Source organism: Paenisporosarcina sp. P4_D4, assembly GCF_056401835.1.
Genome location: NZ_JBFUIO010000034.1, coordinates 1 through 21052, shown reverse-complemented (window position 1 = coordinate 21052; position 21052 = coordinate 1). Strand labels below are relative to the sequence as shown.

Here is a 21052-nt window from a genome sequence, read left to right as displayed (position 1 = left end):
ACCAGAAAAAACGTTCAATTTCACAAATATACAAACGAATAAAATCACTATCGATGACCCAAGTATTTCCGTTACGATGGACAGTTCTTCGAAAATCACAGATGGCCTCTTTGTAATAGGAGCATATGGTGAATTTCATGGACAAGGATTCTCGTCGAACAAACTGACACTTAATCCAGTAGCTGCAGAAGCAATTTTTGATTTCAAAGGTAATATTGCTTCCAAAGTTGTGGTGGATGGACCGAACGTCAAGGAAATCCGTGGCGCTGAAAACATTCAAGCCCTAACTTTCATTAACGGTGCTAATCCTGAAACAATCGCATATACGAACGTAAAAGGCGAGGTAATTGACTACCCTGCAGATCCGAATGCAAACCATTCACCAATCCTGGCAAATATATTCACGAACAAATCAGTGAAAACAGGTCAAACCATCACCATAAACCTAGCTGAACATTTCACAGATGTGGATAACGATGAGTTAACCTACACATCTACACTTGGTACAATTACAGATGGCGTATTGACATTATCACTAGCTGAAGGCTCGTATATTGTCGGAGTTACAGCAACTGATGGCGAATTCGAAGTAACAGGAAGCTTCTCTGTAACTGTATCAGATACTGAAATCCCACCTACCGCTGGTGATTATTACAAAGATGCAGAAGGTAAACAAGGTCAAACGCTAAAAACAGCTTTACACGATATCATAAAAAATCAGAAAGTCCTATCATATGACGCGGTTTGGGCAGCTCTTCGCGAAACAGACGAGGATCCGAACAACCCGAACAACGTCATTTTGTTCTACTCAAAAGTATCAAGCCCGAAAAGCAATAACGGAGGGAACACAACCAACTGGAACCGGGAACACGTTTGGGCAAAATCACATGGCAACTTCGGCACAAGCAACGGCCCAGGTACTGATATTCATCACTTGCGACCAACCAACGTTCAAGTTAACAGCTCACGAGGGAACCTTGACTTCGATAACGGCGGAAGTCCAGTAAGTGGCTGTAATGGTTGCTTAAAAACAGGCAGTTCATTCGAGCCACCTGATAGCGTCAAAGGCGACGTTGCTCGCATGCTCTTCTACATGGCAACACGCTATGAAAAAGGAGATAAAGTGGATTTAGAACTGAACAACAATTTAAACAATGGTTCAGCACCATACCATGGTAAACTGTCCATATTGCTACAATGGCACAAACAGGATCCTGTTGATGCATTCGAAGCAAACCGCAACAATGTCATTTACAGCATCCAAGGAAACCGCAATCCTTTCATCGATAACCCACAATGGGTAGAATCAATTTGGAATGCAGCTAATCCAAACGAATTGGAAGAAGCATCATAAACAAGCCTCCTCCCCTTCATCATCATGATGAAGGGGCTTTTTTTGCAATGTAAGACTCAAAATTCTTACCCCCTCCCTCTCTGTCGTATTGGATATGCTGCCTATTTACATAGAAGAAACTCATTTCACATATTAAAATTCCCCAAGGATTGTTCCGTTTTTATTTTGCATTTTGGAACAATTCTTTTTACAATCTATTGCTACTGTAATTCTTAATAAAATCCGTATGATATTTTTACAATTTTCACACAAAAAATCACACCAGCTTAATATAACCAGTCTACAATGACTTTAGTAGTGAGTAATTAGACTGGGAGGAGAGGTATTTACTGGTTTTTATTTATTTTATTTGAACTATAAAAGAGGAGGAAGAAAGAATGAAGCGCCAAGTAACTAGTTTATTTATTGTATCCGCTGTTTTATCGGGTAGTTTATTTGCTCCCGTAGCAATTAATGAAGCACATGCTGCAGTCGTGCAACAAAATATGACTGTAAAAAAAGAAATGGTCTTAGTTGAGGGTATGGAAAAATCAGTTTCATTTATTGAGATCAACAAGATTAAGCTTCACTCCGTACAAGAATTGGCTAAAATGATGTCTGCTTCCATCACTTACAATCAAAAAACAAAAACATATACGATTACAAAAGGAATCGGGAAAAACAAAAAAACAATCCAGTTAACTCAAAACTCCAATGTTTATGTAGTGAATGGTAAAAAAAGTAAGTTAGGGATTCCAGCAAAGCTAGAACAAAAAACATTATTTGTCCAAGCAACACCCCTCGTTAAAGCATTAGGTGGAGATATATTAACAGATAAAAACCTATTAATCTCTGTAAATGGTAGTTTTAAACTTGGATCTTCCAAATTAATGGTAGACGGTATCGGAAAACAAGTGAATACGTTCACTGTAAACGGCAAACAGCTTTATTCTGTTCAAGATATTTCAAAATTATTTTCTGCAACCCCAACAATCGGAAAGAATAATGAAATCACTCTTTCTAAGCAAGGTAAAACTTTGAAATTTAAATTATTAAGCAAGGTATTACAAAATAATGGAACATCCATGAAGTTAGTAGCAAGTCCTGTCCACGTGAAAGGCATTGTTTACGCTGATCTGAACGATATTGTTACTGCATTTGGAGGTGATGTTCAAAAGTTAAATAGCAGTTTATTTGTTGCAACTTCTGGTTTAGTAAGTGGAGATACGTTTGCGCCACAATTCATTAATGAAAAAACACTATTAGTTACTAATAATGATCGTTCAGTGCTATTAGACACCCAAACTAAAAAAGCAAGCTGGACAATTAATGCAACAGATTTAATTGTTTCACCCAATGGCAAAAAAGCTGTTTATTTGGACGAAACAGGATTTATGCATTTAGTCGACTTTGAAACGAAAATGGATACTGTTTTAAATGCAGAAGATGACTCACTTAAAGTTGAATTTGTTTGGTCATCTGATGGAACAAAGGTTTACTTCCTTCAAGGAGATAAAAACGAAAAAATTTCATATATGACAATTACTGATGGTAAGGTTACAAAAGTTTTTGAAGATAAGCTGACATACAAGTCGGATTTACATTTATCTTTTGATGGAAAAAAAGTTCTGTATGTAGTTGGTAAAGAAGGAACGACAAAATATACAGATGATGACAAAACAGATGTGGACTCTATCGATTTAACTGGCACTGAGCCTCAGATTTACTCTATAGACCTTGAGAGCAAAGAAGTGAAAGCAGATCAATTGACCACGACGAATGATAATAAAGTTTTCTCTATGTTCCTAAAAAATGCGGGCATCGTGTATTTAAGTGCTAAGACAGATAGTGAAGAGCTTCCAGAGTTAAAGATTTTATATGGAGTGGATGAAACGACTGTACTTGTTAAGAACAAAGACATTATTTCATCTCTGGTAACACCACAAGGAAAACTAGTGATTCTAGTTGCTGAAGAAAACAGCATGAGCACACTTTACGAAGTAAATACAGATACAAAAGGGTTAAGAAAATTAGCTCAAACTAACCTTCAATTAACATCATTCACAACTTCTCCTGACGGTAAGTCACTTGTTGCGACTACACCGGGTGAAGACGGCGAAATTGTGGTTGTATGGAAAAACGGTCAATTTGAAGCATTAACGAAAAATAAAGGAGCGAATAACAAATGAATATCTTGAAACGATTTACAGCAGCGGCACTAGTGGTTGTCGCATCAGTGGGTTTAACTTTTGGTGGAATAACAACAACAGCTCAGGCAGCAACAAGTGGGAAAATCGTCGTTGCAGGTTCTTCTGCTTTATTACCTTTAACACAACAAGCTGCAAAAGAATTTAAAAAAGCTAATCCTAAAGTTTCTATTTCGGTATCAGGTTCTTCTTCAATTGCTGGTCCTCAATCTGTTATGAAAGGTTCAGCAACAATAGGCGCAGCTGACTGGGATGCAACCAAAGCTGTTCCTGGATTCAGCGCATTTGATAGTTTAAAAGCTCACAAAATTGCAGTTATTCCATTTGCAACAATCACTCACAAATCAAATCCGGTAAAAAATTTATCAACAAAACAGCTTCAAGATATTTTTTCAGGGAAAATTAAAAACTGGAAGCAAGTTGGTGGCGACGATTCAGAAATCGTTGTAGTAAATCGTAAACATGGTTCTGGTACACGTGTTAACTATCAAATGAAGGCTTTAGCTGGAAATGATTTTATGTCAAAAGGTGAAAATTATAAAGAAGTTAGCAGTAATGGAGATATGGTTAAAAATGTCGGAGCAAATCCAAATGCTATCGGTTATACAGATTTAGCTTATGTAAAAGGTGATATTAAGGCTCTTAGCTTCAACGGTGTATCTGCAACTACGACAAACGTTGTGAATGGTAGCTATAAAATTTGGGGTTATGGATACTTATTGACAAAAGGCACTCCTAAAGGTGCTGAAGCTGCATTTATTAAGTTCATTCAAAGCAGTAAATTCCAAAATGGTTCTTTAAAGAAACTAAAGTTTATTCCTATTAGTGCAATGAATTAAGTTAAATCTATGTTTACCATAAACATAGAAAGCCAGCTCTAATCAGAGCTGGCTTTAAATTAGTTTGGAGGATTTTTATGGCAAAGATCGCACATCCACTACCCACTGTAAATGTTTCATTTGCAAAAAATCAAATGAAGAAAATGAAACTTAACTACTTTAATAATCGATTATTTCAAGTCTTCTGTTTTACTAGCGCACTTTTCATGGGACTTGTTCTTTTCGCTCTTGTTCTTTTTATCGGGCGGACAGGATTTTTAGTCTTTAATGATGTTTCTCTGACTGAATTTCTCTTTTCTACGACTTGGGAGCCTTATGAAGAAAAGTATGGTGCTGCCGTCTTTATCATAGGTACACTTTCTTTGACCGCATTAACCCTGTTGTTTGCTGCACCGATTTCCATAGGACTAGCAATATTCACGGTTGAAATCGCACCAGAATCACTAAAACGTATAATTCGGCCTGTTTTGGATTTACTCGTGGGGATTCCGTCTATTGTCTATGGCTACTTAGGTTTAACCATTCTTTTGCCGTTTTTAAGACAAGTGACTGGAAGTCTGTTAGGAGATGGTTTGTTAGCTGCAGCGATTGTTTTGACGATTATGGTATTACCTACGATTTCAAGAATTAGTGATGATGCGATCACTGCTGTTCCTCGGGAGCTAAGAGAAGCGAGTTATGCTATGGGGAGCACAAGATTTCAAACAGTGTTTGGGATTGTTTTGCCAGCAGCAAAATCGGGGATATTTACTGCAATCATTCTAGGGATGGCTCGGGCCATTGGTGAAACGATGGCTGTTGTTATGGTGATAGGGAATACAGCACAACTACCAACTGATTTGGTCACACCAACCGCTGTACTTACCAGTAATATCGTTAACCAAATCATTGATGTTGAATTTGGATCAACATGGAGTAATGCCTTGTACATGATGGCTTTCATTTTATTAATGATCTCGTCACTTATGATTGTCCTAATCCRCAAACTTCGTCCAAAAGGGGTATAAGTATGAGAAGTGGTATTTCAAACGAACTGATAAAAAATAAAAAATCAAGATACCTTGTTGATCGTATGCTGACAATTAGCTTATGGATATTAACAGTGATCGTTCTTTTTCTCATCGCTGCGTTACTTCTATTTATTCTTTCAAAGGGTTTACCAAAACTGACTCCTCACTTTTTCTTTGGATTACCAGATGAAATTTTAGCTGGAGGAGGTGTTGGGCCGTTTCTGATTAACTCCTTTTACGTCTTATTTATTTCATTGGTCATTTCGATTCCAATTGGTGTTGGTTCAGGGATTTATCTATCAGAGTACGCGCCAAATAATCGATTAACTGAATTTATACGAACATGTGTTGAGAGTTTAGCAACCGTACCTTCGATTGTATTTGGATTATTTGGCTATGTTGTATTTGTAGATATCTTTAATATAGGTTTAACCATTTTAGGAGCTGGTGTTGCCTTATCGTTGCTTAATTTACCTGTTATTACACGAGTAACAGAGGTGTCGCTTCAAGCTGTTCCAGCCGAGTTAAGAGAAGCATCCTACGCGTTAGGATCAACCAAATCAAAGTCGATTGTCAATGTAGTCGTTCCTGTGGCCATGGGTGGGATATTAACTGGATTAAGCTTGGCCACCTGCCGTGCTTTCGGTGAATCTGCTGTTATTTTACTTGTTGGTGGAACGGGGACATCGGGGAATATGTGGGACTTTAACTTGCTTTCGCAAGGTGGGACCTTACCTGTCCATCTTTGGTATCTTCAATCAAGCGCGATTGTAGAAGATGCTGCAGATATTGCAGACATGTCTGCAGCGGTTCTAGTGTTAATCGTCTTAATAATTAGTTTAACGATGAGATTTCCACTCTGGTTGAGAGATTACAAAATGAGAAGTCGTATGAAATAGGAAGTAACACCTCATTACTCCATAAAAAAAGCTCCCTCTTAAGGCAGCTGGTTCTTCTTACTATGGCTGACAACTTCACTTATGGAGAAGTAACCCATCTTTTGCGTCTAACTCAAGGATGGGTTATTTTTTTGGGTTTAACGACAGGAATGACACGATTAATGCTGTAAATGTTACCGCAAACATCTTATCAAGACTAATCTTAAAAAAGTTTCTATAAATCTTCCTAACATCCTTCTTACGCTAACCTGCTGCGTTAGTTTAACAAGAAAAATCTTGTGTAGCACTTTTATTTTTTAAATAGTTCGGAAAATAAACTACTTAATATTTTTATTACTTTCTAATTGTTTTTGAATACCTGACCTATCAATCTGAATCCAATACTCTGCAATTTTTTCATTTTCTATTTTATATACAGCACTTGCAATTTCAATTACTGGCAGACCCGTTGGGGGAAAACCATCGATTTCTCCTACGTGTTTACCTACTTGTTTCCAACGTACATATACTTTATTTCCTTGTACTAAAAATTCTTGAATTTCTAAAGAAAAATTACCATATGCTTCAATCATTTCTCTTACGTGTTCAGCATAATCTTTAGGTGTCCTCAAAACTGTTTGTTCTACTTCAGATACAATTTGATGTGCCAATACTTGTTCTGCCATTAATTGATTTGAGTAATCAGGATTATTACCTGAACGTACCTCTTCAAAAAATTCTCTAACAATTTGTTCTGGTGTCATTTAAAAACCCCCTTATTAATAAATTCAAAACTAATAATATCATAGGTGATTTTATTCTAACTATTAAACTAGCTAGTGCGTTAGTTTAACAAGAAAAAAGAGCCGTCTATACAGCTCATTGATCTTCAACTAACGCACCCGATAGTTGAAGTGTAATACTTCACAATTTCCTCTAGAATAAATAAAAATGGCGATAAAAATGTCACAGGAAGGTGTATTACTCCTTAACGTCACCATTAGTTTCAATGGATAATTTCCCAATTAATAAAGGGTCCCCCCTGCTACTTCAACAAGAACGTCTCCCCTTTTTCATCAAATGCATGCTTAAAGTCAAATGCAAAAGGAGTGGGACCATGCTGAATATAATAGTTGTATCTCTTGAATGCCTCCTCCCATGAGACATCCTGAACCTTTTCTGTCCACCAAACTACATAAGAAAGGTGTTTCTCTGGATATGGCTCGATCCATCTGCTTCTATCTCGTAATGCTTGCTTATGCTGTCCTGAATAGGTAAAGCGATATAATGATTGAAGGCTTCTCCATACTGTTAGTGTAAGAATAGGAGAACCATTTCCCTTTACGGTTTCTTCAGGGAAAGGGACTCCTTCAGGTGAAAACGCCTCTATAAGTCCTGATTTAGTTGCCTGACGATATACTTCATTTCCCACTTGAAAAAATTCACGAGAGGCAGGGTGGTCATAGTGGTGGTTTAGCCTACCAACAGTATAGATTGAAACTAATGCCATAAACAGCCCTCCATCTATAGTCTTTTCCTAGATATATTCAAGTAAAAATGTGAAAATTCCTTCTTCAGCTAACCTGCCTCGTTAGTTGAGGAAGAAATGCAATCTGTAACATATCTATTCTATCGCTGAACGAGTGTGCTGCATGCACTCCWAGTAGACATARCACCCGGATTGGGAAGTATTCGWTTTCATTACTCCAYAAGAAAAGCTGCCCTTTAAAGGCAGCTGGCTTCACATTTGTATATATACCGACTGACATAATGTTAAATAAAAAAATCGTCCGTTCAATCGGACGATTTTTTCTTATTGTGCTACTTCGCTGGCAATGCTTGATTCTGCTAAGCCAACTTCTTTAAGTACCTCATTTAATTCAGCTTCAGCCTCTTCAAATTTAGCATTTGCCTCATCTAATACAACGTCACCTTCTGCAGCTAATGCGTCTGCTTTCATTGTATAAGCTTCTTGCATTTTGTTTAATGCTGAATCAATTGTTTCTTGATGATCTTTTAATTCTGCAGGAACTTCTAATTCTTCTACTTTAACCGCAGTATTTGCAGCAGCTGTTTTTGCAGCATCCCGCATTTTTTTAAGCTCAGCAGCTTCTGGAGGTGCTTCTACATCTACATTTTCAAAAGCATTTAGATCTGCATCTACAGCATTAATAGATTGAGAGATTGATAAGTAAAACTTCATCATATCTCCAGCAGGGTTCGCTTTTTCTTCAGATGCAGTTTCTTCAGATTTAGTTCCTACAGTCGTTGTAACTTTTTTCTCTTCTTTGTCTTCTTTGTCTTCAGTACAAGCTGCAAGCACTAAAGAAAGTGAAGCAATAAGCAATAATAGTTTTTTCATCATTCAATCTCCTTTAATCTTGGGAATATTTAGTTATATTACCACAGATAAACTCCCTTGTAAATGAATTACCAAATAGTTCACCGTTTAATAACGTTTTCAAAGATCTTATAAAGCCCGATTCAATCACTGAACCGAAGGGTTTTGTTCAGWAAAYCAGGAGTTAATGAAYACCCTATATTTACAGTGTTTTGTGAGGTTAAYTCTTTWATTAATGTTCAAGAACTCGTTCAATAATCTAAGTTCWGTAAYCTATACGACASMTAAGTATAGGTACACGATTAAATCTWGGCCATAAGAAAAAGCCGCCTTGTAAAGGCTGCCGGTTATTCAACTAAAGCACCCGATAGTTGAAAATGAAAAAAGCAATTTATCACTTATTAAATTCAGGAGTCTTCATTAATCTTTGGAAAAAATAGTCCCGTCCAGTTGGAGTTGGCTGATGGCTGCTTTATAGCAAGCTGCATCACCAGTGAAGCATCGATTCCAGGAGTCGTTGCAGTAGGCGATTTATTGAAACATGATTGCAAACTTAATTTGATTGCAGGTACATTTCAAGACACAGCCAACACCATTAACAAAGCAAAGCAATACATCCAACCGGATGCTGCTAGTCTGGGGATGATTTCATCTCACAATGAGGTCTTTAAAACTCGTAATAAAGAATTAATAAAAGATTTGATTAAAGAAAAATACAAGTTTGAATGAACCACGAAAATGCATCAAAGAAGAATGTATTCACTTACACATAGCCTTTCACACTTAGCAGACTGTATTTTCTCTTGAAGCGTTCCAAGATTTTCGTCCATCTTGACCCGAAAACTAAAATGAAAAATACATTCGATAATCCATGCGCCAAATCGAAATAGATGCTGGAGACATAGACACCGACAAAAAATTCCCTTGTCAACATCTCCATGTTGCTTACAATGATCCACATGTTCATGAACCAACCGAATAAATATCCCCAAAGGAACCCGAAGATGCACTTACCCCACATTTTCTTCATCCACCAAACGTTACGCAACAGACCGGCACTCATCCCAAGCATTCCCCACGCATACATTTGCCATGGAGTCCAAGGTCCTTGTCCCAAGAAGATGTTGGAAACGACCGCTGCGACAGCCCCTACGATGAAGCCCGATTCCGCCCCGAAAACAAGACCGGCCATCATGATGACGAATGACGTGGGCTGGACACTGGGCAGGCCCGCAAAAGGAACGCGGCTAACCGCCGCAATGGCCGCGAGCATCGCCAAAATGACGATTTCCCGCCCTGCCAATTCCCTGAATTCAAAACGGGAAAAGAAGGGGAGCATGGTACAAGCGATAATCGCAAGGCTCAGCAGCAGATAGGCATTGTAATCGAAATAAACGATGGAAACAATGAGCATGGTGAGCACAATAAAAGAAGCGGCCATCAAGTAAATGTGGGAGCGGGCCATGTTTCGATCGCCTCCTCTAACGTAAGTGCTTCATATACATTGCTTGACCTTGTCGCCCGGTTGATTGCCGTGGTGTAGAAGTAATTCCCTTTGAATAATTGATCCGCCGTGCCGGCAACCGTTATTTCCCCATCAAACATGATAGCGCATCTTTGTGCATTCCGGGCAGCGAACTCGATGTCATGCGTCACCATCATGATGGTCAATCCTTCACGATGGAGCCTATAGAGCACTTCGGAAAAGCGCTTTTTCGAGATGGGATCCAGCCCTTTTGTCGGTTCATCGATGAACAGGATATCAGGAGAGCCAATCAGCATGCAGGCAAGTGCCGCCCTTTGTATTTCTCCGCCTGAGCAATCATACGGATGGCGATCCCGCAGATGTGTAATATTGAATGCCTTCATCAATTCCTCCATTTTGGCAGTGCCGTTTTTCACATCGTGTCGCACGACCGCTTCTTCAAATTCCTTCACAATGGTATCATGGACGAAATAGGTCCGTGGATTTTGGGGAAGGTAGGCCATTCTTTCATACAGTTTCCTGCCCTTCAGCTTACTTACTTCCATTCCTTCATAGCATACTGTTCCCCGTTTCGGCTTGATGCTTCCAATGCACGCCTTCATAACAGTGGATTTTCCTGAACCGTTCCCTCCGACCAATGCAAAGAATTCCCCTTTGAAAATATCCAGCGAAAGACTTTTCAAGATCATCAATCCTTTTTTCTCGTATTGGAAATATACATCCTTCATTTCCAGTACCCGCTGCCTCCCAGTTCCCTCAGTGGCATCGGCATCCGCAACTTCAAGTGCAGGATATACCGGCAGTGTTCGGATCCACTCTTTGCTTTCCTTCACGTTCAATGGTATGCCATCCAGTCTTGGCCAAACTTCTTTTTCCATATAAAGCCTAGATATTGAAGGGACATAAGGGATGAATCGTTCGTCTCCCCGCGCGTACAGTTCGGTGATGACCGCTTTGCTGTTTCCATCATAAACGATTTTCCCATCCTCCATCATGAGTACCCGATCCGCAACCCCGAACAGTTCTTCCAACCGATGTTCGACAAGAATGACCGTCATGCCCATTTCCTTGTTCAGCCTTTCCAGAATGAGAATCAACTCTTTGGCCGCAATTGGATCAAGCTGGGAAGTCGGTTCATCCAGCAGCAGCACCTTGGGCTTCAATAACAGAACGGAAAGCAAATTCAGCATCTGCTTCTGGCCACCGGATAGTTCCGATGGCTTCAATCTCAGCAATCCTTCCACTCCAAAAAAATGGACCATCTCTGCAACCCTTTTGCGCATTTCGAAATTCGAGTAGCCCAGATTTTCCAAGCCGAACACAATTTCCTGCATCACTTCATCCATGACGATTTGATTGTCGGGATCTTGAAAAACAAGGCCAATTTGTTCAATCAATAACCTCTCTTCCCAGTCCTCCAAACGCTTTCCTTCGTAATAGATTTCCCCTTTCCTCCTGCCTGCAGGGGCAAGCTCTTTTTTCAAAAGACGCAGCAATGTCGTCTTGCCGCAGCCGCTCGGGCCGCATAGCACTACAAATTCCCCTTCCCTCACACTTAAATGGATATCCTTCAGTGCTTTCCATTCCATGTCGGGAAAGCCGAATGTCATTTCTTCTATACGGAAAATTTCCACTTCAATTGTTCTCTCCCTTCAACGAGCAATGGAAATGATACCAATAACATCATACAAATAAGCAGGACCCAATCCAGGAAATAAAGGTGCAATGTCCCCAGAGCTGGATAGATAATGATTTTGCCGTACCCAAGCATCCCGCCTGTTACACATAGCGCAAAAAGAGCAGTCATTGTCACGAGCCACCCCTTATCCCGTTTGTTCATTCTGTAGGGAATATAAGGATTCCGCTTGCCCGTCCCGTATCCCCTCGCCTTCATTGAATCCGCCGTGTCCAATGATTCTTGCAAGGACCATGTCAACAAAATCTGCAGCATGGTCATCCCATTTCCCGCTCGCTCCCATATGGTTCCTGTCGAGGCTGTCGTCCCTTTGATGCGCTGCACGTCGCTTATTTCATCCAGCCTTCTTTTCAAAAGGGGGACGAAGCGGATGGCCAGCATGGTCAAAAAGGCGGTTCTTGGCAAGAATGAAGAAAAAACGAACAGAAATTTATTGCCGTTCAAAATGATGTTGAATGAAATGAACATCAGCAGGATCATGACAATCGACTGCGCCATTACGACACCGTACATCGTGGCTTCCAGGGTAACCTGCTTCCCTCGAAAGTAGAAGAAAATGTGCGTACCCCTTGAATTCAACAATGGATTCAAGACAATAATGGCAACGCTCATCCAGACGAGTGATGGAATCCATTTCCTGAGCGCTTTGCCGCCGCCATGGGCAAGATTGGCCCCAAACAGCAACAAGCACGCCACAAGCAGAAATGCTGGATGATTGAAATACATGGCGAGAAAGCCGACACATAAATAATAGAAGAAAACCACGAATGGGTGGCAGCTGCGAAAGCCACTTTCCATATTTGTACACCTTCTTTCATTTAACGTTTCTCATGCAGAAAACCGGCCGCATTGCACTGGCCGGTTTTCGCTTGGCTAAATTAACGGCGAAAAGGTTTCAGGTCGGCTTTCAGGTCCTCCCCAAGACTGGTCGTATAGAGCCATTCGACACGATCATCCACCATTAACGGGACCGTGCCTGCCCCACGATCAGGAAATACCCCATTTACACGGTACATCCAGCCGCTCCCCTGTCCACGATCAAATTCATAGACATTGGCGATACCTTCCACGTATGCACTGGCGCCTTTCCCGCCACGGTAATCCATTTGGATTTTATGTTTTTTCGTGATTTGGATCAATGCGTCCAGTACGGTATCCCCTTCCTTGAATTCCATCTTTACAGGAGTCAGAGGGACCTCACTTGACGAGATGACGATTGAGAAGACGATTGTGGATGCTTGCTCTTCAGGTTCCTTTTCTTTTTCAGCCGGGCTTTCCACAGGGGGTGCCGGTGGCTTGGAAGGGACCTGTACGGGTGCTGCCGTTTTTGGGAGATTGCCGGAAGTGGCGTTTGAAGGTTGCTTGCCACCTTCCCCTAAAGGCCCTGACGTATGATTTTCGGCTTTTCCTGGCTTGTTTTCAGCCTGCTCCTTTGCATGAGTAGGCTGCTGCACTTCTTTCTTTGCCGACGCAACCGTTGTAACCTGCTCATTTTCCACCCGTACCTTGGTTTCTCCTGCTTTTTCTTGCTCTTCCTTGCGGGAATCCGTTATTGATTCTTCAGAGATTCCCTCGTTCTCTTCTACGGGTTCCTGTTCCGTCAGCTCCTCGCTTGCATCCGTTTCCTGGCTGCTCTGCGGTTTTTCCAGCCCTGTCGGTTTCTGCAGTGACGATCCGCATGCGCCCAGCAAAAGAACCAATACAAAAGCGGCGGCCAAATTTGCGAAGATCTTCACATGGTTCCTCAACGATAGTCCCCCTTTACTAACATTCTTTGAATTGAATGTCCTCCATATTGCAGACATTCCAGCACCTTATTGGAGGAATGCTGGACCGTCCTTGAAATACGATATTTAATGTGAACACTTGATAAAATGAACGCGACACTGTTTATTTCTTGTTGTTCAGTGAACGGGAAAGGAACACGGCAAAATGCGCGCGGGAGACAGACCCTTTAGGATCGAAATTTCCGTTCCCATTCCCAAGCGTGATACCATTTTGATATAAAATTTCTGCATCTTTCCGGTGTGCATCCGACACACTGTCCAGATCAGCCAATTTCACTTTTTCATTTGTGGCTTTCAATCCAAAAGCTCGGACAAGCACTGAAGCCATTTGTTCACGATTCAGTTTTTCACCAGCACCGAAAGTTTCCCCGATCCCCTGACCTCTGAAAATGCCTGCCGCTTTCGTAGCATGTGCGGCCTCATAGAATACGCTGGATTTGGCTACATCCTTGAATCCTGCCGGCGACTCCGGAGCTTTCAAATCCAGTGCTCTGGCAAATAAAATCGCCGCTTCCCCTCGGTTCAATTCTAGGTTTGGCTTGAACGTCCCATCCAAGAAGCCAGCAATTACACCTTTTTCAGCAAGCTCCTGTATTTCTTTTTCCCCAAAAGATCCTTTCTTGACATCCGGGAATGAAAGATTCGGGGTCGATGCCTTTACGTCTCCCATATCATACAGGCCGGTTTTGCCAGTTTTGAGACGGTCATAGGCGACCAAAGCCATCATCCCTTGCTGGGTGGCCATGTAGTTGCTTCCCGAGCCTATCGTATGGGAAATCCCCCCGTCCTTATTGACAAAGGATTGAAGTGCTGAAAGCAAATCGCCCTTCTCTTTCTTGAATCGATTGTCTTCCAAGTCAATTCCAAGACTCGACAGCGCAATGATCACTTGTGAAACGCTTTCGCTGTTGACTGATCCCGCCGACTGGAATCCACCTTCAGCCAGTTGTTGCTTGGACAGCCAATCCAATCCTTTATCTGTTGCAGCCTTCGCTTCTTTGTTTTGTTGGTATTTCGCTAGGGCCTGTAGCGCCATGGCAGTCATATCGATATCACTTGCAGCTCCATCCGCCAGCGGGAAGCCACCATCGCCGTTCTGTTTCGCAAGCAGCCAGTCCACCAGCTTGGCTTTCGTCCATACCGCATTCGCAGGAACTTCATATTTTTTCGAGTCCAAGGCAAGCAATGCGAAAATGACACCGTTTGTCCCTTGCATCGTCATGCGTTCATTGTTGTAGATTTTTTCAATGAAGTCATATCCCGCGATATTTCTCGGATTTTTCCCGATCGAGGTGATGGCCAACGCCATCCGCTCATAATCGGTGACTTTCCTGAACTCTCCTTTTTCCGCCTTTACATAGCTCTCGAACGCAGCGTAGTAAGAAGCTGGAACTTTTTGAGCAGCCCTTGCCAAACCAAGTACATCCCAATCGATGAAGTGATCATATTTGGTGAAATCACGGTTTTTTCCGATCCATCCTGCTGCATCGGCAATTGATTTTTGAATCTCGATCTGGTTGTTTCCATCGCTATTGCCGCTTCCGGGACTGCTTCCCCCTCCGGTACCCGGGATTGTTCCTTGTCCAAGATCAAGCCCAAGGTCCTTCGTATATTGCCAGCGGAGGACATCCCCGTCTTTCAGCACATAGTTCCCTGCACTGTATTCCGGGAAATTCCCGTTGACCGAATACATCCAGCCACTTTGCGAACCATGGTCAAACTCTCCAAGACCTTCTATCGCCTGAACGTAAAGCCCTGCCCCGGATCCAATATAATCAATGGATACCCCTTTTTGATCGGCCACTCTTTTCAATAATGTGAACGCAGTATCCCCATTTTGCAGCGCCACTCCCATAGGCACGATGATATCTCCGAGACCAATCGTGCGCTTCTCGACGGACAGTGTGACCGTTTTGTCCGACGGGATGGCACCGCTGTCGGGATCTTCCTCAATGATGATTTTTTTTGCTTGGCGCAGGAGCCTTGGATAACTGCCGTCAATGTCTTTTGTGACCTTCAGCTCATACGTCCCGACCCTTGCTTTTTCACCTGGAATGCGTGCGACCCCGTTGCCATCCGTTTTGTATGTCTTTCCGTCGAATTGGATGGCCGCGTCTTTGATCTTCGCTATCTCGTTCTCTTTTTCCAGTTCCCAGGAGCTGTTGTATACATCGTATTCTGCCGTAACCGTCACTTCAATTTCATCGCCTTCAAGTAATTTCGGCGCAATTGAAATGGTTGGGCGGAGGGTCAATTCCTCCACTTCATCGGCTATATCGATATCTTGGTAAATGTCCCCGACGTTCCCGTAAAACCAGACGATTTCATCTCCGTCTTCAATCGGGTACTCTCCGACAGACACACCCGGATAGTCATCATTCACTATATACTGCCAGCCATCCCAGGCCCCGAACGTCGCTTGTTCCTCTGGCCCTATTTTGGCAATATAGGAACTCGATCCTTCAAACGGGATGCTTGCTTCGGCAAGCGCCTGCTCCGTCGCATCGAAAGCATCGGCGGCTTCCATGAATGTCTCCACTTGGACATCTTTATTCATGAGTAGCGTATCGTTGATTCCTTCCACTCTTACCGAGACATTCGTTTGCTTGTCCAGTTCTTGCTCCTTGTAGTCTTTCAGCCGCACGAAAGTCGACTTTCCTGCAACGGCATCAGAGATGGCAAGCAATCCTTGCTCGGTTGCCATCTGCCAGGAGCCCAAAGTGTTCTCCTGCCAAGTAAATCTGCCATCAGCCATTTGATAGCGGTCCACAAATCGTTCAATCAGGTTGACCGATCCGAGCTGCGTCGTTTCCATGGTCCACTTTTCCGAGAAGAGGTCCTCGCCTACCGCCGCCAAGCCATTGATGATAGGCGCGACGCTATTGGAGTTTTCCCCGAACATCTGCCCCATGACTTCGCCCGTGGCTTTGTTCCGGTTGTCATGTATCCCTTGGACCGCCTTGTCGACAGCGGCTTTCACATCCGGCCGGTCCAAATGTGGGGCTAGGGCGATCAGTATCCACCCTGTCACATCGGAATCGCCAAAGTATCCTGTCGTGGGATTTTGCTTACTCAATATATATTGGATATGTTTATCCTGGTCATACTCCGCTTCCATCAGATCAAGCGCGACCATTGCCCAAGGCTCTCCCCAAATGGTAAAGAAAGATCCGTTCTCTTTCTGCTTCGCAACTAAATCATGCACAATGTCCCGTGTCCCGAATTTATATGGGTTTTTGCCCAAAACGATGGAACCGATAACAATTCCTGCATCCTCGTTCGAGGAAGTAGTCACCTTTTCCTTACCGACGGTCCAATAGGACGCTGGATTCCATGGGGAAGCATTTTCTTTCCATGGAACGTCGTTTTCCAAGTCCGTCCCTACACCCCATAAAGCGGACATCAGCCAATAATTGCTGTGTGAAGTCCCTTTGGAATAGTCAGGGGGGTTCTGTATGTAGTAGTTTTTCGTTTTCTCGATTGCTTGTTCCACTTTTGCTCTTATCTCGGCGCTACGGTCGATTTGTGTCGACTGCGTTTGTGTATTAATTTGCCCTTCGGCAAGCTGGCCTCTCGTCTCCTGAGGCAGCGAAGCATTTCCGCTTTCCCCTATGGCTCCTGCCTGGATCGGTGAAATCAAGGACCCGAGCATAATCAATGCCAATAATGCAGGAAGAAGGCGTCGCAATTTCTGTTTGTAGGTAGTCAAGTGATGATTCTCCATTTCTCATAGAATTTTTGATTAACGTGTTGTTGCGGTTCCGTGAAATCCTCCCCTTTTCGAAATCAAACAAAAAAAGCGCTTACCCCCGGAAGAAAGGTAAGAGCCTTTGTATTCTCACAAATTCAAAAAGAAATTCAATGATCCACAATGCAACCTTTTCCCGGAAGGTATTCTACATCTATATTTAGGCAAGTCTCCTGACTTATGAGGTTGGTACGTTTCTTCCGCCTTCCCAGTTTTTCAACTAGTGGCTCATGGAAGTCACTCCCTCAATTACAGTGGCCGGACCGTCCAGGATTTTAACCTGGTTCCTTTTTAATCTTTACCCGCAAGTAAAGAACCAAAATATATAACTATTCAATTATTAAATCGCTTTCATTATAGTTTAATGGAAATAGAATTACAATAATTGAATTGGTAAAGTTTGCCTACAAGAAATGGATGATTTTTTATATAGAGATAAAGTGGGGGTTATCGCTCCTACGATTAAAAAGTCTCCAGAACTCATCATCCTCTTCTGAAGTGTCTGGGAATAATTCCAATATATAACTTTTTGATAAATAGACCTTTAGCCCACCTACTTCATCTGAGTCAATGATTTCAACAATCAAATGTTCTTTTCCTAAAATATCCTGCGATACGTTGGTAGTACCATTAGTTCAAAAATGCTTCTTATTAATTTGGTAAATTAATCCTCTTATTGAACTTACCTGCCTCGTTTGTTCAATAAGAAAAAGCTGCCTAAGCAGCACGAGGATCTTCAACTAAAGCACCCTTTAGATCAATAAGTTCAACAAAAAGTAGAATTAATCCTTCTTGGATTAACTGCTCCGAGTTGAATTATATAAATGCATTGTCAGTCACAAGGGAAAATTAAGTCTCCTAAATCATCAGGCTCCTTTTCTGTAATTTTTGTTGTTATAACAGCTCCGGTTGTTATAGAAATGAATGATTCCTCTAATTCAAAAACAATAGAAGTTAAGATTTCACTTTTCTCATCTTTAAATCCGTATCCACTAACTTTCTTAATTTTGTTTTGTTCGACAGAAAAACTAGAACTCATTAGTAGATGTTGATTGGGGGCAATTTCTGGCTCATACCTATATTCAATTGGTTCTGGTGTTTCCTGTTCTTCAATAATGAGAAAGTCATCTCCTATTTCGTCTTCGAACCAATCTATTTTCCAATACCAGAATTCAAGGGAATGTGGGTTTTTTATCTTTAAAATAAGTAGGACAGAATTAATAACTAAGAATTTATTGTATTGGTATACATTAAGTTGATTTGCATAAATACCAGTCAATAAACAACCCTGTACCAACTTTAAGCTTTGCCAATCTATTTTCATTTCTGTTCATCTCCCTTTTCTTCCTTCTTCAACTAACCTGCCCCGTTAGCACAAAAAGCGATTGCCTTTTTAAACAATCACACCATTATATTGATTAGCTATTAGAATTAAACTTTCTTTCTAATTCCTTAAATTCTTCGCTATTAATCATCTGAGGCTCTTTTTCATTCTTTTTTAATTTCGAACTGATAAGTCCTGTAATCAATGCAAATATTAGTGGACCTTGCCAAGTAATCGAAATATTCACCATAAAGATATCGAGTAATTTAATTAATGAAAAAGTCAGCCCTGTATCTAAAATAAATGACAACCACCCCTTACTTGATTGAATCATACCAACAGATTTTAAAGCTTTTGGTATTCCATCTTTAATAAAGGAGAGAGGTATTTCAAGGAATACGTACATAATAAAGAAAAATACTAAAGTACCAATTGAATTATATTGTAATCCGAGTAATCTCAAAAAGATGAATTCAAAAAAAGTAAGTACAAGTAAAATTATCAGTACAATTGACGCACAAATTACTATTGTTTTATTTTTATTCATATTAACCACCTCGTTTCAGTCAGGATACCTTTTGCTTTTATACAGATTAAATGTATATAAGTTCCGATTTAAATCAACAAACTTTCGTTTCAACCCTTGTTAAACTAAACTGCCACGTTAGTTGAATAAGAAAAGGGTTTTAACCCTTATTGAAGTAAAGCATCCGTTAGTAAAAAAAGAACGTTTCTTCATATTGAAGAAACGAATTTATTTTTCCGAATAAACCTATTGCAACAGCTGTGCCGTCTTCTGATTATTAAAATACCACCTATTTAGAATTCGTTGATCCAGCCATTAGTTACCGAAAAAATCTGTTGTGTATCTCTATTACGAATTTTGTACATGGTCATAAAAATAATCTATCCTTTCTCTCTCTCAATAGATGTTTCCATAACTTATCTAATAGTTTGACTATATAATATTCCTTTTAATTAATATGAGAATGTCTCATAATAGGATTTAGGGACTATTTAAAAGGAGATAATAAAAAGGAGATTGTGCCTATGAATCTATTTAGTTACGAACTAACAAGATTAGTTGATGATTATTTCAAGTGTGACTGTCCTAAACTGAAGTCTCAGATACGTGAAGATATTCAATTGCTAACTGATGCTTTTATACAAACCGAAGAAAACAAACAACTTATATAATAATCCAGTTTGCCTCACACTTCCTTTTATGATGACAGTAAGCATTATGGTGAGGGTAAACCTCCCATGTAGAATTATAAGGTTTTGTATAAAAACCTAAATTATCGAATCGTATTACGCTTACTTCCCTTTCCCCAAGAATTTTAGGTCCTTTTTCAACATTTCCTTGTTCAATTAACCTGCCCCGTTAGTTTAAGTACAATTTTTCACAATCTATCTCGTGCAAAAAAGCAATGCCCCGTCACTCCGTTAATCTAATAAATTTTGGAATTATGTTGAGATGCCACTTCATTGTTGAAAGGARAGTTTCCCCGCCTCACTTCTTCCTTTAATCTTTCCAGCGCTTCTACTGTTTCCCTCTTCAAGTCTTTTGAATACCCATATTTAATACTATTTGATTCAAATTCATCCTCATCTACTACTTTCCAGTCATTATTCTTTTCCTGAATAAAATCTAAATCTAGGTCAACAAAACTTATTTGTCCGTTTTTAAATAAAGAAGGTTTTGCCACATTACAATAAGTAGATACAACTTTTCCATCTTCAACTTCTATTGCAGCTGTGAACCACTCTTTCAAAGAAAAATACTCTAGAGAGGTATTATCGATAGTAAAAATCTTATTTTTGGTATGATGAATCAATTTGAGCCCCGGTTTGCATAGGACTAGTAAATAATCACAGGTGTGACGAATCAGTTCGCCTTCCAGTCATAATGAAGAACATCAGGGAACTTAAGGGCTTTAATTTTCACAATATTACGCAATACACTCATCCTTACAATGTGTTTTATCCTATATATTTCGCTTTATTATTTGTAATTCCCTTCTTCAACTAACCTGCCCCGTTAGTTGAATAAGACATTTCTTTTAAACAAAATATGGGTTATCTAATTCATTATTATTAATGACCATATCTGCATTAAGTTGAGGTGAATGTTGTTCTAAATAAAGTTTCGAAGCAACGTGATACCTATTTAGGAACATTTCTTCAGCTTTTTCATAACTTCCAAATGCCCGTTCTTCTCTTTTAGCTCCTCTTTTTCTAGCTAAGTCAAAGTCAGTTTTAACAAATATTTTAAAATCGTATAGGTTACTTAAATCCTTTTTAAATAAAAAAGTTCCATCAATAATAAAAATCGTATCCCTATCTGCTATTTTTAATTCTGGGTTCACATACTCGTCCTTTGCTAAATCTAAAGAATTTGTT

The 21052-nt window shown here is 40.5% G+C and carries 17 protein-coding genes, 1 pseudogene and 1 riboswitch; of the genes and pseudogenes, 6 read left to right on the top strand and 12 right to left on the bottom strand.

All coding sequences use genetic code 11. From position 1 onward, the window contains the following. Positions 1-76: 76 nt before the first annotated feature. The 5 genes from AC1DSL_RS09795 to pstA all read left to right on the top strand — a co-directional run bounded on the left by AC1DSL_RS09795 (position 77) and on the right by pstA (position 6288). A complete protein-coding gene (locus tag AC1DSL_RS09795; RefSeq protein WP_477532028.1) occupies positions 77-1354 on the top strand; it encodes an endonuclease in 1278 nt (425 codons plus the stop codon). 377 nt (positions 1355-1731) lie between these two features. Continuing rightward, a complete protein-coding gene (locus AC1DSL_RS09790) occupies positions 1732-3522 on the top strand; it encodes a stalk domain-containing protein (RefSeq protein WP_477532025.1) in 1791 nt (596 codons plus the stop codon). Then, positions 3519-4379, top strand: coding sequence for a phosphate ABC transporter substrate-binding protein (locus AC1DSL_RS09785; protein ID WP_477532024.1), 861 nt, complete (start codon positions 3519-3521; stop codon positions 4377-4379). The genes AC1DSL_RS09790 and AC1DSL_RS09785 overlap by 4 nt, the downstream gene beginning before the upstream one ends. A gap of 77 nt (positions 4380-4456) precedes the next feature. Further along, positions 4457-5386 carry a phosphate ABC transporter permease subunit PstC gene (pstC, locus tag AC1DSL_RS09780; protein WP_477532023.1) on the top strand — a complete coding sequence of 310 codons (930 nt, stop codon included), beginning with the start codon at positions 4457-4459 and terminating at the stop codon, positions 5384-5386. Between the two features lie 2 nt (positions 5387-5388). Continuing rightward, positions 5389-6288 carry a phosphate ABC transporter permease PstA gene (gene pstA, locus AC1DSL_RS09775; RefSeq protein WP_477532022.1) on the top strand — a complete coding sequence of 300 codons (900 nt, stop codon included), beginning with the start codon at positions 5389-5391 and terminating at the stop codon, positions 6286-6288. A gap of 317 nt (positions 6289-6605) precedes the next feature. On the opposite strand, the gene AC1DSL_RS09770 is transcribed toward pstA, so the two are convergent. The 3 genes from AC1DSL_RS09770 to AC1DSL_RS09760 all read right to left on the bottom strand — a co-directional run bounded on the left by AC1DSL_RS09770 (position 6606) and on the right by AC1DSL_RS09760 (position 8629). Continuing rightward, on the bottom strand, positions 6606-7031 hold the full coding sequence (locus AC1DSL_RS09770) for an ester cyclase (protein WP_016428141.1): 426 nt from the start codon (positions 7029-7031) through the stop codon (positions 6606-6608). A 281-nt stretch (positions 7032-7312) separates the two neighbouring features. After that, positions 7313-7777, bottom strand: a complete 465-nt coding sequence (locus tag AC1DSL_RS09765; RefSeq protein WP_477532021.1) for a DUF3291 domain-containing protein — start codon at positions 7775-7777, stop codon at positions 7313-7315. Positions 7778-8080: 303 nt separating this feature from the next. Next, positions 8081-8629, bottom strand: coding sequence for a hypothetical protein (locus AC1DSL_RS09760; RefSeq protein WP_036659453.1), 549 nt, complete (start codon positions 8627-8629; stop codon positions 8081-8083). A gap of 441 nt (positions 8630-9070) precedes the next feature. Between AC1DSL_RS09760 and AC1DSL_RS09755 the strand changes: the two are divergent. Continuing rightward, positions 9071-9337, top strand: a pseudogene (locus AC1DSL_RS09755) (thioredoxin reductase); the annotation flags it as partial. A gap of 34 nt (positions 9338-9371) precedes the next feature. Here AC1DSL_RS09755 and AC1DSL_RS09750 read toward each other — a convergent pair. The 9 genes from AC1DSL_RS09750 to AC1DSL_RS09710 form a co-directional block, all read right to left on the bottom strand. After that, positions 9372-10073, bottom strand: coding sequence for an ECF transporter S component (locus AC1DSL_RS09750; RefSeq protein ID WP_477532020.1), 702 nt, complete (start codon positions 10071-10073; stop codon positions 9372-9374). Beyond that, positions 10049-11728 carry an ABC transporter ATP-binding protein gene (locus AC1DSL_RS09745; protein ID WP_477532019.1) on the bottom strand — a complete coding sequence of 560 codons (1680 nt, stop codon included), beginning with the start codon at positions 11726-11728 and terminating at the stop codon, positions 10049-10051. The genes AC1DSL_RS09750 and AC1DSL_RS09745 overlap by 25 nt, the downstream gene beginning before the upstream one ends. Continuing rightward, entirely contained in the window at positions 11710-12588 is an 879-nt protein-coding gene (locus AC1DSL_RS09740) for an energy-coupling factor transporter transmembrane component T (RefSeq protein WP_477532018.1), read from the bottom strand. Before AC1DSL_RS09740 ends, AC1DSL_RS09745 begins: the two co-directional genes overlap by 19 nt. 80 nt (positions 12589-12668) lie before the next feature. Next, positions 12669-13538 carry a DUF4430 domain-containing protein gene (locus tag AC1DSL_RS09735; RefSeq protein ID WP_477532017.1) on the bottom strand — a complete coding sequence of 290 codons (870 nt, stop codon included), beginning with the start codon at positions 13536-13538 and terminating at the stop codon, positions 12669-12671. Positions 13539-13680: 142 nt separating this feature from the next. After that, the gene (locus tag AC1DSL_RS09730) at positions 13681-17286 is read right to left on the bottom strand and encodes a DUF4430 domain-containing protein (RefSeq protein ID WP_477532016.1); all 3606 of its coding nucleotides are present in this window, start codon (positions 17284-17286) and stop codon (positions 13681-13683) included. A 185-nt stretch (positions 17287-17471) separates the two neighbouring features. Continuing rightward, positions 17472-17661, bottom strand: a riboswitch (cobalamin riboswitch). Positions 17662-18157: 496 nt separating this feature from the next. Continuing rightward, positions 18158-18649 (bottom strand): hypothetical protein, encoded by a 492-nt coding sequence (locus AC1DSL_RS09725; RefSeq protein ID WP_477532015.1) that lies wholly within the window; start codon positions 18647-18649, stop codon positions 18158-18160. 94 nt (positions 18650-18743) lie between these two features. Continuing rightward, on the bottom strand, positions 18744-19196 hold the full coding sequence (locus AC1DSL_RS09720; protein ID WP_477532014.1) for a YrvL family regulatory protein: 453 nt from the start codon (positions 19194-19196) through the stop codon (positions 18744-18746). A 904-nt stretch (positions 19197-20100) separates the two neighbouring features. Beyond that, the gene (locus tag AC1DSL_RS09715; protein ID WP_477532013.1) at positions 20101-20487 is read right to left on the bottom strand and encodes a DUF402 domain-containing protein; all 387 of its coding nucleotides are present in this window, start codon (positions 20485-20487) and stop codon (positions 20101-20103) included. A gap of 225 nt (positions 20488-20712) precedes the next feature. Beyond that, positions 20713-21052, bottom strand: a 340-nt coding sequence (locus AC1DSL_RS09710) for a nucleoside/nucleotide kinase family protein (RefSeq protein ID WP_477532012.1), incomplete at its 5' end; no start/stop codon positions are given.

Bases quoted from the DNA above. Each gene is read 5' to 3' on its own strand.
- AC1DSL_RS09795 (WP_477532028.1), top strand. From the start codon at position 77: ATGGACAGTTCTTCGAAAATCACAGATGGCCTCTTTGTAATAGGAGCA.
- AC1DSL_RS09790 (WP_477532025.1), top strand. From the start codon at position 1,732: ATGAAGCGCCAAGTAACTAGTTTATTTATTGTATCCGCTGTTTTATCG.
- AC1DSL_RS09785 (WP_477532024.1), top strand. From the start codon at position 3,519: ATGAATATCTTGAAACGATTTACAGCAGCGGCACTAGTGGTTGTCGCA.
- pstA (WP_477532022.1), top strand. From the start codon at position 5,389: ATGAGAAGTGGTATTTCAAACGAACTGATAAAAAATAAAAAATCAAGA.
- AC1DSL_RS09770 (WP_016428141.1), bottom strand. From the start codon at position 7,031: ATGACACCAGAACAAATTGTTAGAGAATTTTTTGAAGAGGTACGTTCA.
- AC1DSL_RS09765 (WP_477532021.1), bottom strand. From the start codon at position 7,777: ATGGCATTAGTTTCAATCTATACTGTTGGTAGGCTAAACCACCACTAT.
- AC1DSL_RS09760 (WP_036659453.1), bottom strand. From the start codon at position 8,629: ATGAAAAAACTATTATTGCTTATTGCTTCACTTTCTTTAGTGCTTGCA.
- AC1DSL_RS09750 (WP_477532020.1), bottom strand. From the start codon at position 10,073: ATGGCCCGCTCCCACATTTACTTGATGGCCGCTTCTTTTATTGTGCTC.
- AC1DSL_RS09740 (WP_477532018.1), bottom strand. From the start codon at position 12,588: ATGGAAAGTGGCTTTCGCAGCTGCCACCCATTCGTGGTTTTCTTCTAT.
- AC1DSL_RS09725 (WP_477532015.1), bottom strand. From the start codon at position 18,649: ATGAAAATAGATTGGCAAAGCTTAAAGTTGGTACAGGGTTGTTTATTG.
- AC1DSL_RS09720 (WP_477532014.1), bottom strand. From the start codon at position 19,196: ATGAATAAAAATAAAACAATAGTAATTTGTGCGTCAATTGTACTGATA.